The following is a 12,210-nucleotide window of genomic DNA, read 5'->3' on the forward strand; positions in this document are numbered from 1 at the left end:
AAGATAGGTGGCGGCGGCAAGCCTCGCCAGATACCCGTTCAAATCCCGGCGCTGAGGGCCGCCTCGAGCGATTCCAGCTTCTGTTCGAGCGCGGCACGGGCGTGTGCCGCGATCGCCTGCTGCGCCTCCAGGTCGCGCAGCAGCGCCAGCCGGCAGCGATCATGCGCCGCATCGACGTCGCCGCCGCGTCCGGGAGAGGCCAGGCAGTCGAGATAGCTATTGCGCAGGCCGGTCAGCGCCGGTCCCTGGCGCAGCCCGAGGGCGGGATCGCCGAGGATCTCGTCGACACCCTGCTCGACCCAGCCGGGTGCGGCCGGCACCTCCTCGGTGCTCGAGGGGGTGGCATTGGCCGGCGGCTGGGTCATGCGGCGATGTCTCCAATCGTGGTCCAGTCGTCGCCGCCAAGCACCCAGGCGAGCAGGCCTTTCTGGGCGTGCAGCCGGTTCTCCGCCTCGTCGAACACCACCGACCACGGCCCGTCGATCACCGCGTCGGTGACCTCCTCGCCGCGATGCGCCGGCAGGCAGTGCATGAACAGCGCGTCCGCCGCCGCCTGCGCCATCAGGCCGGCATCGACCCGGTAGGGCGAGAGGATGGCGCCGCGGTCCGCGGCCGGATCGTCGGACATCGACACCCAGGTGTCGGTGACCACGCAGCGCGCGCCGCGGACGGCCTCCCGCGCATTGCCGGCGACGATGATCGAACCACCCTGCGCCCGTGCCCAGTCGATCACTGCGGGGTCGGGTGCCAATGCGGCGGGCGTGGCGAGGTTGAGGGTGAAGCCGAAGCGCGGCGCCGCCTCGATCCAGGACCGCGCCATGTTGTTGCCGTCGCCGCACCAGGCGACGATCTGGCCGGCGATCGGCCCGCGATGCTCCTCGAAGGTCAGGATATCGGCAAGGATCTGCGTCGGGTGCGAGCGCGCGGTCAGGCCGTTGATCACCGGAATGCTGCTATGCGCGACCAGTGCCGCCAGCTTGGCGGTGTCGTCGGTGCGCAGCACCAGTGCGTCGAGGAAGCGCGACAGCACGCGTGCGGTATCGGCGATGCTCTCGCCGCGGCCGAGCTGGGTATCGCGCGGCGACAGCACGATCACCTCGCCACCGAGCTGCAGCATCGCCACCTCGAAGGAGACGCGGGTGCGGGTCGAGGGCTTTTCCATCATCAGCCCCAGCACCCGCCCGGCCAGCGGGCGACCGGGATGCAGAGGCCGGCGCCGCCCGGCCTGGGCGTGCTTAATCCGGGCCGCGACCGCGAGGATGGCGCGCAGGGTGGCGGCATCGAGGTCGCGCAGCTCGAGAAAGTGCCTTGGTGCCATGTGCTACTGCCGCCGCAGGCGTGCCGCGGCCCGTTGCAGGCGGGTAATGGCTTCGTCGACGTCGGCTTGCGTGATCACCAGCGGCGGCGCCAGGCGCAGCACGTTCTGGGCGGCGGCGACCACCAGCAGGCCCTCCTCCAGGCAGGCCGCCTGCAGGGCCGCGTTCGAGGCGACGCACTCCAGCCCCAGCAACAGCCCGCGTCCGCGCACGCCGGCAAAGATGTCGCGGTTGTCCGCGACCAGGCCGCCGAGCTGCTCCGCGAGCTGGTCGCCGAGGCAGCCGACGCCATCCAGGAACCCCGGAGCCAGCACGACGTCGAGCACCGCGTTGCCGGCGGCGCAGGCCAGCGGGTTGCCGCCGAAGGTGGTGCCGTGCGAGCCGGGGGTGAGGTGACGGGCGACCTCCTCGGTGGCCAGGATGGCGCCGAGCGGAAAGCCGCCGCCGATGCCCTTGGCCGACGACACCACGTCGGGACGCACCTCGGCCCATTCATGCGCGAACAGCCGCCCGGTGCGGCCCATGCCGCACTGCACCTCGTCGAAGCCGAGGAACAGGCCGTACTCGTCGCAGGCGGTGCGCAGCTCACGCAGGAAGCGCGGATCGCACGTCCTGACGCCGCCCTCGCCCTGAATCGGCTCGACGATGATGCCGGCGGTGTGCGGCGTAATCGCGTTGCGCACGGCGTTCAGGTTGCCGAGTGGCACATGGTCGAAGCCCGCCACCGGCTCGCCGAAACCTTCAAGATATTTGGCGTTGCCGGTGGCGGCCAGCATCGCCAGGGTGCGGCCGTGGAAGGCGCCCTCGAAGCACAGGATCCGGGTGCGCGCGGGCTGGCCGAGGCCATGCATCGCCCGGCGGATCAGCTTGACCATGCCCTCGTTGGCTTCCGCCCCCGAGTTGCAGAAGAATACGCTGTCGGCGAAAGAGGCGTCGACCAGCCGGGCGGCGAGACGCTCGGCCTGCGGCACACGATACAGGTTCGAGACATGCATCACCCGCGACGCCTGCTCGGCGATGGCGCAAGTGAGGTGGGGATGTCCGTGGCCGAGCGAGGAGGTGGCGATGCCGGCGCCGAAATCGAGAAAGCGGCGTCCGTCCGACGTGAACAGCCAGGCACCCTCGCCGCGCTCGAAGGCGATGTCGGCGCGGTTATAGGTCGGCATCAAAGAAGGGATCATCGCGTCGTCCTGCACCGTGACAGTGCCAGCGTGCAAGGATGCCGTGCGCGAGGAAGGCAAGTCAAACGGCCGGCGGTACGCGGCGGTTTAGCCGGACGGCGCCCAGGGACGGTGCACAGGGGTAGGCATCTCACCGGATCGTCGCCATACTGCACGCTCGGTGCTTCATTCCTTTACGGTCGGGCAGATGGGTCGTCGTTGCGAGGACCTCCGAAACTGGGAGACTGGCCATGCCGAACGGCACGGTTAAATGGTTCAATGCGACCAAAGGCTATGGTTTCATCCAGCCTGCGGATGGGTCGAGCGATGTCTTCGTGCACATCTCCGCTGTGGAACGCGCCGGCCTACAAGGGCTCAATGACGGACAGGCCGTCAGTTTCGACCTGGAGAGCGGCCAGAAAGGCCGTGTTTCCGCGGTGAACCTGAAGGTCGTTTGAAGGAGGATCGATGACCTTCAAGGTCAATTACGGATTTCAGAAGGCGGAACGCGACCGGGCGAAGCAGGCCAAGAAGGAAGCCAAGCGCCGCGAAAAGGAAGAGGCCGCGTCGAAGGTGGATGGCACGGCGCCGGATGAACACGCGCCTGGAGAGGAGAGCGAGTCCACACCTTCCTGAGACGGTCCATTACCGCACGCTCCAACCGGAGCGCGCTCTCCGCGCAAACCGCGGAGAGCGTATGCTCAGGCAGCCTTCATCGTTGCCGTCAGCCGGTCGAGAACGACCGTCTTGTCCGCACCCTCGACAACGGCAATCTCCGCGCCGAACCGGTCCAGCGCCAGTTCGAACAGCTTGCGCTCGCTGAAGCTGCCCTCGAGATTGTCGACGTGACGCTGCAGGTCGCGCACCACCTCGGCCACCTGCAACAGGTCGCCAGAGTTGATGCGGGCCTGGATCTCGACCGCGCGTCGCGCCCAGAGCGCCTTGCTGATCCGCGGCTTGCCCCGGATTACCGCCATCGCCTTCTCCACGATCTCCCGGCTTGCGATCTTGCGCAGGCCGGACGCGCGGGCGCGCGCCAGGGGAATGCGCAACGTCATCTGGTTATCGGAGAACGAGACCTGGATGACCTCGAGCTTGTGCCCCGCGATCTCCTCGAGACCAATGCGGTCGATCCGGCCAACGCCATGCGCCGCATAGACGACCGCGTCGCCTTCCTTGAAGGGATCGTCATCGACCGTCTTCTCGTGGGCAGCGGTGTTGCCCGCGGCCTTGCGCACCTGCGCCTCGGTCATCGCGGTCCTGGTGGCTGGTTTGAAGACGTTCATCAAAGGCCTCCCGCCATTTCGGCATGACGTGGGCAATGCGGCATCATGATCCCCTAAATTATGGCGCCGAGGTCGCCGCTCCGGCTTGCGGCATCAGCGCGGCACGCGCGACACTGACCCGCGCCCGGAGTGTCGCATAAAATGCTCTTCACGCATATGGTGGTGACATCGCAGTGCCGCAACGGCTAGAAGCCGCCCCGGCTTGACACCAGCTTGGGTGTTCAAACGAGACAGAGGGTCACGACAATTTTCAAAGGCAATAAATTCGACGAGCGCCAGCAGACCTCCGCTGATGCCAAGGCGGCGTTGCTTGCTAAATTCAAGACCCGGCCGGCGCCGGATGATCCAGCACTCCTAGCCAAGCAGGCCGAGCGGCGCGCCATTGCCGAGGCGCGCGAAATCCGTGCCGCGGAACGCCGCAAGCAACGCGAGGCGGAAGCGGTCCAGCTGGCCGCGGAGCGTGCCGCCGCTGCCGCCGCGGCGGCGGCGGCGCAGGCCGAGCGCGAGATCGCCGCGCGCGAGGCGGCACGGCAGGAGGCGCTGCTTCGCCTGGAGCAGAAGGCCGCGCGCGACAGGCGCTATGCCGCGCGCAAGGCGCGCCGCTGAAGGCTGTCGGCGGCCTTTCGGAAGCTGAACTGCGCGAAGCAGCACTCACGCACCTTGCCCGCTTTGCCACCACCGAGGCCGGGTTGCTGCGCGTCCTGACGCGACGGATTGCCCGTTGGACGCGTCAGGCGCTTGACCGCGGCGACGAGCCCGACGCGGTGCATGACGTGGCACGCGACGCGCGCGCTCTCGCCGCAATTGTCGCCGTTGAAATGGTCCGCAAAGGTGCGATCGACGATGCCGCCTTTGCCGCCGGTCGCGCGCGGGCCCTCACCCGCGCCGGGCGGTCGCGCCGCGCCGTCGCCGCCCATCTCGCAACGCGCGGTGTGGCGGCAGACCAAATCCAGGCGGCGATCCTCGATCTGCCCGACTCGGCGGAGGCGACGCAGCTCGCCGCCGCCCTGGTGCAGGCACGCAGGCGTCGTATCGGTCCGTTCCGCGCGGGCGACGCCGCGCTGACGCCGATCGAGCAGCAGCGCGCGCTGGCGGCCCTGGCGCGCGCCGGCTTCGACCATGACATCGCGGCAGCCGCGCTGGCCTGCGACCCGGAGACCGCCGAGCGGCTGATCGCCGGGCTTCGCTCGTTTCTGTAACCGCTCATGATCGCTTCAATTATGTGACGGGCCTGTCAGTGCGCCGTCAGTCATCGGCGCTAGAATAAGCCCGTGATTGTATTAAGGCCCGTGCGCGCCGCTCTGCTCCTGGCTGTTCTGTTCGGGGGAGCCCGTCAGGCGGCCGCGGACCCGGACGCCGACACGGCCATTCAGGCGCCGGATCATGCCACGCGCATCGATGGCGTCCCTGCTCTGCGCCTCGACCAGGCGACCCGCGCGCGCGCCGGGATCGAGGTGGCGAGGCTCGCGCCCGCTTCATACCAGGATCTGCGTCCGGCCTACGCCACCGTGCTCGATGCGACATCGCTCGCCGAGACGGTCGGGCGCATCGCCGTGGCGCGCGCCCAGGCGCTGAGTGCCAAGTCGCAACTGAGTGCCGCCGACCAGACGCAGCAACGCAGCCGCGTGCTCTACGGCGAACAGTCGAACGTTTCGCTCGCACAGCTCCAAGTCAGCGAGGCCACCGCCCGTAGCGCGCAGGCCTCGCGGACCGCCGCGGACGCGGCATTGCAAGCGTTGACCCTGGCCGCGCGACTGCGCTGGGGACCCATCCTTGGAGCGGCGGTGATCGATGCGGCACCGCTCGCGCAGCGGCTGCTCGAACGCCAGGAGCTGCTGCTGCAGGTGACGCTGGCACCCGGCGAGGCGCCCACGGCAGCAGCCGGAAACGCAGCCCCGAACACGGCAGAGGTGCACATCCCGGGGCGCCCGCTCGTCCTGGCCCGCTTCGTCAGTCCGGCGGCACGGGTCGATCCCGCCATCCAGGCGCCGAGCTACTTCTACGTCGTGCCTGCCTCAAGCGGCCTGCTGCCCGGTTTGCACCTGGCCGTCTCGCTGCCGTTCGGACCGTCTCGTGTAGGCGTCCTGGTGCCGGCCACGGCCATCGTCTGGGCGCACGGACAGGCCTGGGCCTACCGCGCGCAGGGCGCCGACGACTTCGTGCCGACACGGATTGCGATGTCGCACCCGGCCCCGGATGGGGGCGCCATCGTCACCAGCCTGCCGCCCGGCGCCAGGCTGGTGGTCCGAGGCGCGCAGTTGCTGCTCTCCGAGGCGGCGCGGGCGCAGTTCCAGGACGCCAGCGACTAGGGCCAGGACGATTAGGCAGGGCGACCAAGGCATGCAGGCTGCAATCATCCGCGGCGCCATCCGCCTGCGCGGCGTCGTCCTGGTGCTCGCCTGCATCGTCGTCGCCTATGGCGTGCATGGCCTGGTCCAGGCCCGCTACGATGTGTTCCCGGAATTCGCGCCGCCGCAGGTCGGGGTACAGACCGAGGCCATTGGGCTGACACCGCGGCAGGTCGAGATCTTGGTGACGCGGCCGGTGGAGCTCGCCATCGAAGGGCTGCCCGGAATCGAGCGCCTGCAATCCAGCTCGATCTCGGGACTGTCGGCGGTCACGGTCTACTTCAAGCTCGGCACCGACATCTATCGCGCCCGTCAGCTCGTCGGCGAACAGCTCGCGGTGGCCGCGCGGGCGTTGCCGTTGGCGGCGGTGCCGACGATGACCCCGCTCACCTCCTCGACCGGCATCGTCCTGGTCGCCGGACTGAGCGCGTCCTCGCAGTCATTAATGCGGCTGCGCACCCTGGCCGACTGGACGATCCGCCCGCGCCTGCTGGCGGTGCCGGGGGTGGCGGCGGTCGAGATCTTCGGCGGCGACGTGCGCACGCTGCAAATCCAGGTCGATCCCGATCAGCTCGTCCGCTACCGGCTCGCGCTGACCGACGTGCTCGCCGCCGCCGATCGTGCCACCGGGGTGCGCGGCGCGGGCTTCATCGACACGCCCAACCAACGCATCCTGCTGCGCACCGAGGGTCAGGCGGCGACCGCGGCGGCGTTGCGTCGCACGGTGATCCGCAGGCTTGGCAGCGGCGTGGTCACGCTCGGCGACGTCGCCCGGGTGATCGCGGCTCCAGCCCCCGCCATCGGCGCCGGCGGTGTCGAAGGCAGGCCGGGGGTGGTGCTCAACGTCAATGAGCAATATGGCGCCAACACGCTCGCGGTCAGCCGCAGGGTGAGAGCAGCACTTCGCCCCCTGCGCGTGAAGCTGGCGCAACAGGGCATCACCCTGCGCTCCGATCTGTTCCGTCCCGCCCGCTTCATCCATGTCGCCTTGAGCGATCTCGGCGTCTCGCTGCTGCTCGGCGGCGCCCTGGTGGTGGCGGTGCTGCTGCTGTTCCTGTTCGACCTCCGCACGGCGGCGATCTCGTTTGTCGCGATCCCGCTGTCGCTGCTGGGCGCGACCCTGGTGCTGGAGCGGCTGGGTGCGACGATCAACACGATGACCCTGAGCGGCCTGGCGATCGCCATTGGCGAGGTGGTGGACGATGCGGTGATCGGCGTCGAGAACGTGGTCCGCCGGCTGCGCGAGAACCGCGGCCTGTCCGCCCCGCGTCCCGAGGCGCTGGTCGTGATCGAGGCCTGCCTGGAGGTGCGCGGCGCGGTCGTCTATGCGACGTTCGCTGTGATCGCGGTGTTCCTGCCGGTGATCTTTCTGTCAGGGGTCGGTGGCAGGCTGTTCGCCCCGCTTGGTCTCGCCTACATCCTGGCCGTGCTGGCCTCGCTGGTGGTGGCGCTGACCGTGGTGCCGGCGCTGTGCGTGCTGCTGCTGACCGGCCGACGCGCACGCGGCAGCGGACGCACGCAGGCGCCCCCAGTCGTGCGCTGGACCCGCGGCGGCTATGAGCGGCTGTTAGGCGCCCTGGTGCCACGGCCGCGCGCGGCGAGTGCGTGCGCCCTCGTCGTCACCCTGGCCGCATGCGTCGCCTTGCCGCTGTTCGAGCCCAGCTTTATCCCGGATCTGCGCGAGGGCCACTTCATCGTCCATATGACCGCGGTGCCGGGCACCTCGCTGGCGCAATCGCTGCGTCTCGGTGATGCGGTCAGCGCCGTCCTGCTGCGGCTGCCGGAGGTGCGCTCGGTGGCGCAGCGGGTCGGCCGCGCGGCGCTTGGGGTCGATACCTCTGGCACCAACGAAAGCGAGTTCGAGGTCGATCTCAGGCGCGGCACATCGGCGCGGGCGGAGGACGACATCCGCGCAGCACTCGCCAACTTCGTCGGCGTCACCCTGTCGGTCAACAGCTTCCTGACCGAGCGAATCCAGGAGACGCTCTCCGGCGACGCCGCCCCGGTGGCGGTGCAGGTCACCGGCGGCGATCTCGACACGATCGACAGCACCGCCGCCGCCGTCGCGCGCGTGCTCACCGGCGTGCGTGGCGCCAGCGGCGTGCGGGTGACCTCGCCGCCGGGCCTGCCGATCCTGACCATCCGGCTGCGTGGCGCGGACCTTGAGCGCTGGGGACTGGACCCCGTGGATGTCCTCGATCTAGTACGCGCCGCCTACCAGGGCGATGTCTCCGGACAGGTCTACGAGCACAACGCAATCTTCGACGTGCTGACCCTGCTGGCACCGACGTCGCGCAACAGCGTCGCCGCGGTCGGCGCACTGACGCTGCGCACCCCTGACGGTACGCTGATCTCGCTCGGCCAGGTCGCGGACATCTTCGAGGCCTCGGGCCGCAGCCGGATCGCGCATCTGGACGGCCTGCGCGCCCAGAGCGTCACCGCCGAGGTCACCGGCCGCGCGATTGCCGGGTTCGTGCATGACGCACGTGCTGCCGTCGCGGCGCGTCTCCACCTGCCGCTCGGCACCAATCTGCGTTTCGCCGGCAGCGCGGAGGCGGCGGCAAAGGCACGCGGCGACCTGACCTTGAACGCCCTCGTCGCGGCAATCGGTGTCGTGCTGCTGCTCTCGGTGGCGATGCGTACCGCGCGCCGGCTGTTGCTGGTGCTGTGCAACCTGCCGATGGCACTCGCCGGCGGCGTGCTGGCGGTATTCGCGCTGCATAGCGACCTCTCGCTCGGCGCCATGGTCGGCTTCGTGACCCTGTTCGGCATCACCCTGCGCAACGCGGTACTGATGATCGACCATTTCGAGCATCTGGTGCGCGTCGAGCGGCGCGACTGGACGACGCAGACGGCGATCGCGGGTGCCGCCGATCGGCTGCCGGCGATCCTGATGACCTCGCTGGTCACGGCACTCGGGCTGCTGCCGTTGGCGATCGGCGCGGGCACGCCGGGGCGCGAGGTCGAGGGGCCGATGGCGGTGGTGATCCTCGGCGGCCTGCTGACCTCGATGCTGCTCACCCTGCTGCTGCTGCCGACCCTGGCGCTGCGTTTCGGCCGCTTCGAGGCGGCGGCGCGCCGATGACGGTTATATGGCTGGTGGCCTTCGTCGCCGGCGTGGCGATGATCGTGTGGGGCGCGGAGGCCTTCGCCGAGCATCTTGGCGCCGCCGCAGTGCGGCTGGGGGTCAGCAGTTTCGCCCTGGCGCTGCTGCTCGCCGGCGCCGAACCGGAGGAGCTGGCGACGGTGGTGACGGCGGCCCTCCGCGGCGCGCCCGGCATCGGGCTAGGCGATGTGATCGGCGCCAATGTCGCGATCTGCCTGGTGGCTTTGGGGGTCGGCGCCTGGATCGCGCCGTTGCATTTTCGCCGTCCGGTGATGCGCACCGCGCTGCTGTCGCTGCCGCTCGGCGCGATCGCCGCCTGGTTCGCCTGGGACGGCAGGGTCGGACGTGCCGAGGGCGGGGTGCTGGTCGTGCTCTACGCCGTGTTCGTCGCCGCGATCTGGTGGCTGGAGCGCGCACCGCCGGCGCTTGGCGAGGTTGGCGAGCTGGCCGAGGCACGCGCGTCGGCCGCGAGCGGCGGCCGCCGGAGCGTTGGCCGCGACCTGCTGGTTTTGCTGGCCGGTGTGGTCGCGATGGCCGCCGGTGCGACGTTGCTGGTCGCGGCGGTCCAGCAGATCAGCGGCGTCGATTCGACGCAGACTCGCCTCGGCCTGACCCTCGTAGGTTTTGCCACCGGCTTCGAGCTGGTGGTGCTCGCCTGGTCGGCGGCACGTCGAGGGATCGCCGATACGGTGCTCGCCGGCGTGCTCGGCTCCTATGCCTATAACGGTACGATGACCCTGGGCGCAGGCGCGCTCGCCCGCCCGCTGGTGCTGCGCGCGCCAGCACTCCTGCATCTGCCGCTGCTGCTAATGCTCGGCGCCCTAGCTCTGGTCGTGACCCTCGCGGCGCGACGTGGTCGGCTGGCGCGCGCGGAGGGCGTGCTGCTGCTCACCGCCTACCCGCTGTTCGTGCTGCTGGTGCTGACGCGATGACGCTACACCTGCTCGTGCTGCTCCGGCAGCATGCGGCCGAGGACGCCGTCGCGGCGGATTGCGACATGCCAAGTCGTGGCGAGCACGTGCAAGGCGACGAGACCATAGACCAGCCACTGTCCGAGTCCGACATGGATCCAGGTGGCGGTTTGCGCCATCGCCGGGTTCTTCGGCAGTTGCGGCAGGGTGAACAGGCCGAAATAGCTGACCGGGTATCCTGCCGCGGAGGACAGGATGTAGCCGCTGATCGGCATGCCGAGCAGGACGAGATATAGCAGCCAGTGCGAGGTGAAGGCCATCGCCCGGTTCCAGCGCTCGAAGCCGGTCGGCAATGGGGGCGCCGGATGGCTGGCACGCCAGACCAGGCGCACCGCGACGATGCACACGATAGTCAGGCCGAAGGATTTGTGCAGGTCGTAGAGCAGGCCGCGTGACGGATTGCTCTTGGCCATGTTGACCATGATCCAGGCCAGCGGCACGACGCACAGCATCAGCAGCGCCGTCAGCCAGTGCAGGGCCTGCGCCGTCAGGGTGTAGCGCCGGACGGTGGTCGTCATGCTCATCGCTGTGCTCCAAGCGAGGGGGTGACACATTGTTGTTGGCACGGAATGCCGGCTCTGGGAACCGCCGGCATCCGCGACCAAGGCTGCGGCGTATAAGAGGCTTGCATGGTCCGGCGCATGGCGCCATTTGCAGGACTCGAACGGATGGCATTCCGCCGCCTGGCGGAGAGAGGGTATCATGGGTGGCTTGAGCATCTGGCACTGGATCATCGTGCTCGCGGTCGTATTGCTGCTGTTCGGCGGCAGCGGCAAGGTCAGCACCTTGATGGGGGATTTTGCCAAGGGCGTGAAGTCGTTCAAGCGCAACATGGCTGACGACGAATCGATGGAGGCGCAGGGGTCGCAGCTTCCATCCTCGCACCCTGGCACGCAGACGCAGACCGGCTCGCTGGCATCGCCGGTGGCGCGTCCGACACCAGGTGCGGCTCCGCAGCCGGTTCAGCAGGAGCCGGTGCGGCACGTCTGACCAGGCTGCTGGGCTGACCAGGCTGGCGCCCACCCTGCAGGGCCGCGGATGCAGCCACGTGCCGTGGACCGCCTGAATGACGACTTTGTTCACCGACTGGCGGGCTATTCCCGAGGCCGCCCGTGGCGCAATCGCCGCGTTGGGTAATTTTGACGGCGTGCATCTCGGCCACGCGCATCTGTTGCGCACCTTGCACGCGGCACGGCCAGACGCCCCGATCAGCGTTGTCACCTTCGAGCCGCATCCGCGTGAGCTGTTCCGACCAGACGACGCGCCGTTCCGTCTCAGCCTGCCGTCCGAGCGCCATGCGGCCCTGGCAGCACTCGGGGTCGATCGCATCTTTGAAATCCCGTTCGATACCGCCTTTTCGCACCTCTCCGCCGAGCGGTTCGTCCAGGAGGTGCTGCACGAGGCGTTCGGTCTGCGTCACCTCGCCTGTGGCCCGGATTTCGCCTTTGGCCACCGTCGCGGCGGTGACGTGGTCTCGCTCGCCGCCCAGACCGAGGGTCTCGGCATCGGTCTGACCCTGGTGCCGCCGCTCGCCGATAGTGGCGGCCCGTTCTCCTCGAGCCGGATCCGGCGGGCGCTGCTCGACGGCTATCCGGAGCGCGCGACCGAGGAGCTCGGCCGGCCCTGGGCGTTGCGCGGCGTCGTCCAGCACGGCGACAAGCGCGGCCGCCTGCTCGGGTTTCCCACCGCCAACATCCAGCTCGGCCGCCACCTGGAGCCGGCGCGCGGCGTCTATGCGGCGACCATTCGGCTGCCGGACGGCGCGACCCACCCCGGTGTTGCCAATATCGGCCGCCGTCCCACCGTCAGCAACACCACAGAGAGCCGGCTTGAAGTGCATCTGTTCGACTTCGAGGGTGACCTTTACGGCCAGGAGCTGTCGGTGGCGCTGCACACGCTGCTGCGCGGCGAGCACAAGTTCGAGGGTCTGGAGGCGCTGCGTGCACAGATCGGCAGCGATGCGGGGCAGGCGCGTGCGTATCTCTTGCGCAAGCTGGGCGGCTGAGGCAGCACGGACGCCATA

14 protein-coding genes are annotated in these 12,210 nt (G+C 69.4%); 9 read left to right on the forward strand and 5 right to left on the reverse strand.

The genetic code is table 11. The features are described 5' to 3' along the window. Positions 1-38 precede the first annotated feature (38 nt). From ACQY4K_RS15555 to ACQY4K_RS15565, 3 genes are read right to left on the reverse strand one after another with little or no spacing between them, the layout of a single operon-like run. Complete coding sequence (locus ACQY4K_RS15555) at positions 39-365, reverse strand: hypothetical protein (RefSeq protein WP_428391094.1); 327 nt, start codon at positions 363-365, stop codon at positions 39-41. Continuing rightward, complete coding sequence (gene argF, locus ACQY4K_RS15560) at positions 362-1,318, reverse strand: ornithine carbamoyltransferase (RefSeq protein ID WP_428391095.1); 957 nt, start codon at positions 1,316-1,318, stop codon at positions 362-364. The genes ACQY4K_RS15555 and argF overlap by 4 nt, the downstream gene beginning before the upstream one ends. A gap of 3 nt (positions 1,319-1,321) precedes the next feature. Next, on the reverse strand, positions 1,322-2,497 hold the full coding sequence (locus ACQY4K_RS15565) for an aspartate aminotransferase family protein (protein ID WP_428391096.1): 1,176 nt from the start codon (positions 2,495-2,497) through the stop codon (positions 1,322-1,324). Positions 2,498-2,727: 230 nt separating this feature from the next. Here ACQY4K_RS15565 and ACQY4K_RS15570 point away from each other — a divergent pair, with 230 nt between their 5' ends. Together ACQY4K_RS15570 and ACQY4K_RS15575 are read left to right on the forward strand one after the other, a co-directional pair. Beyond that, positions 2,728-2,934 (forward strand): cold-shock protein, encoded by a 207-nt coding sequence (locus tag ACQY4K_RS15570; protein ID WP_428391097.1) that lies wholly within the window; start codon positions 2,728-2,730, stop codon positions 2,932-2,934. 10 nt (positions 2,935-2,944) lie between these two features. After that, positions 2,945-3,112 (forward strand): hypothetical protein, encoded by a 168-nt coding sequence (locus ACQY4K_RS15575; RefSeq protein ID WP_428391098.1) that lies wholly within the window; start codon positions 2,945-2,947, stop codon positions 3,110-3,112. Positions 3,113-3,177: 65 nt separating this feature from the next. On the opposite strand, the gene ACQY4K_RS15580 is transcribed toward ACQY4K_RS15575, so the two are convergent. Further along, positions 3,178-3,762: a CarD family transcriptional regulator gene (locus tag ACQY4K_RS15580; RefSeq protein WP_428391099.1), complete on the reverse strand. Its 585-nt coding sequence runs from the start codon at positions 3,760-3,762 to the stop codon at positions 3,178-3,180. Between the two features lie 213 nt (positions 3,763-3,975). On the opposite strand from ACQY4K_RS15580, the gene ACQY4K_RS15585 reads away from it, so the two are divergent. The 5 genes from ACQY4K_RS15585 to ACQY4K_RS15605 all read left to right on the forward strand — a co-directional run bounded on the left by ACQY4K_RS15585 (position 3,976) and on the right by ACQY4K_RS15605 (position 10,148). Beyond that, entirely contained in the window at positions 3,976-4,368 is a 393-nt protein-coding gene (locus ACQY4K_RS15585) for a DUF6481 family protein (RefSeq protein WP_428391100.1), read from the forward strand. Positions 4,369-4,451: 83 nt separating this feature from the next. Then, complete coding sequence (locus ACQY4K_RS15590; RefSeq protein ID WP_428391101.1) at positions 4,452-4,961, forward strand: RecX family transcriptional regulator; 510 nt, start codon at positions 4,452-4,454, stop codon at positions 4,959-4,961. Between the two features lie 72 nt (positions 4,962-5,033). Next, a complete protein-coding gene (locus tag ACQY4K_RS15595; protein WP_428391102.1) occupies positions 5,034-6,071 on the forward strand; it encodes a hypothetical protein in 1,038 nt (345 codons plus the stop codon). A gap of 31 nt (positions 6,072-6,102) precedes the next feature. After that, the gene (locus ACQY4K_RS15600) at positions 6,103-9,195 is read left to right on the forward strand and encodes an efflux RND transporter permease subunit (protein ID WP_428391103.1); all 3,093 of its coding nucleotides are present in this window, start codon (positions 6,103-6,105) and stop codon (positions 9,193-9,195) included. After that, positions 9,192-10,148: a sodium:calcium antiporter gene (locus ACQY4K_RS15605; RefSeq protein ID WP_428391104.1), complete on the forward strand. Its 957-nt coding sequence runs from the start codon at positions 9,192-9,194 to the stop codon at positions 10,146-10,148. Before ACQY4K_RS15600 ends, ACQY4K_RS15605 begins: the two co-directional genes overlap by 4 nt. Positions 10,149-10,150: 2 nt before the next feature. On the opposite strand, the gene ACQY4K_RS15610 is transcribed toward ACQY4K_RS15605, so the two are convergent. Continuing rightward, entirely contained in the window at positions 10,151-10,711 is a 561-nt protein-coding gene (locus ACQY4K_RS15610; RefSeq protein WP_428391105.1) for a cytochrome b, read from the reverse strand. A 178-nt stretch (positions 10,712-10,889) separates the two neighbouring features. Between ACQY4K_RS15610 and ACQY4K_RS15615 the strand changes: the two genes are divergently transcribed. After that, a complete protein-coding gene (locus ACQY4K_RS15615; protein WP_428391106.1) occupies positions 10,890-11,177 on the forward strand; it encodes a twin-arginine translocase TatA/TatE family subunit in 288 nt (95 codons plus the stop codon). A gap of 76 nt (positions 11,178-11,253) precedes the next feature. After that, positions 11,254-12,192, forward strand: a complete 939-nt coding sequence (locus ACQY4K_RS15620; protein ID WP_428391107.1) for a bifunctional riboflavin kinase/FAD synthetase — start codon at positions 11,254-11,256, stop codon at positions 12,190-12,192. Positions 12,193-12,210 lie beyond the last annotated feature (18 nt).

The sequence above is a fragment of the Lichenicoccus sp. genome, from assembly GCF_965276875.1.
Taxonomy (GTDB): domain Bacteria; phylum Pseudomonadota; class Alphaproteobacteria; order Acetobacterales; family Acetobacteraceae; genus Lichenicoccus.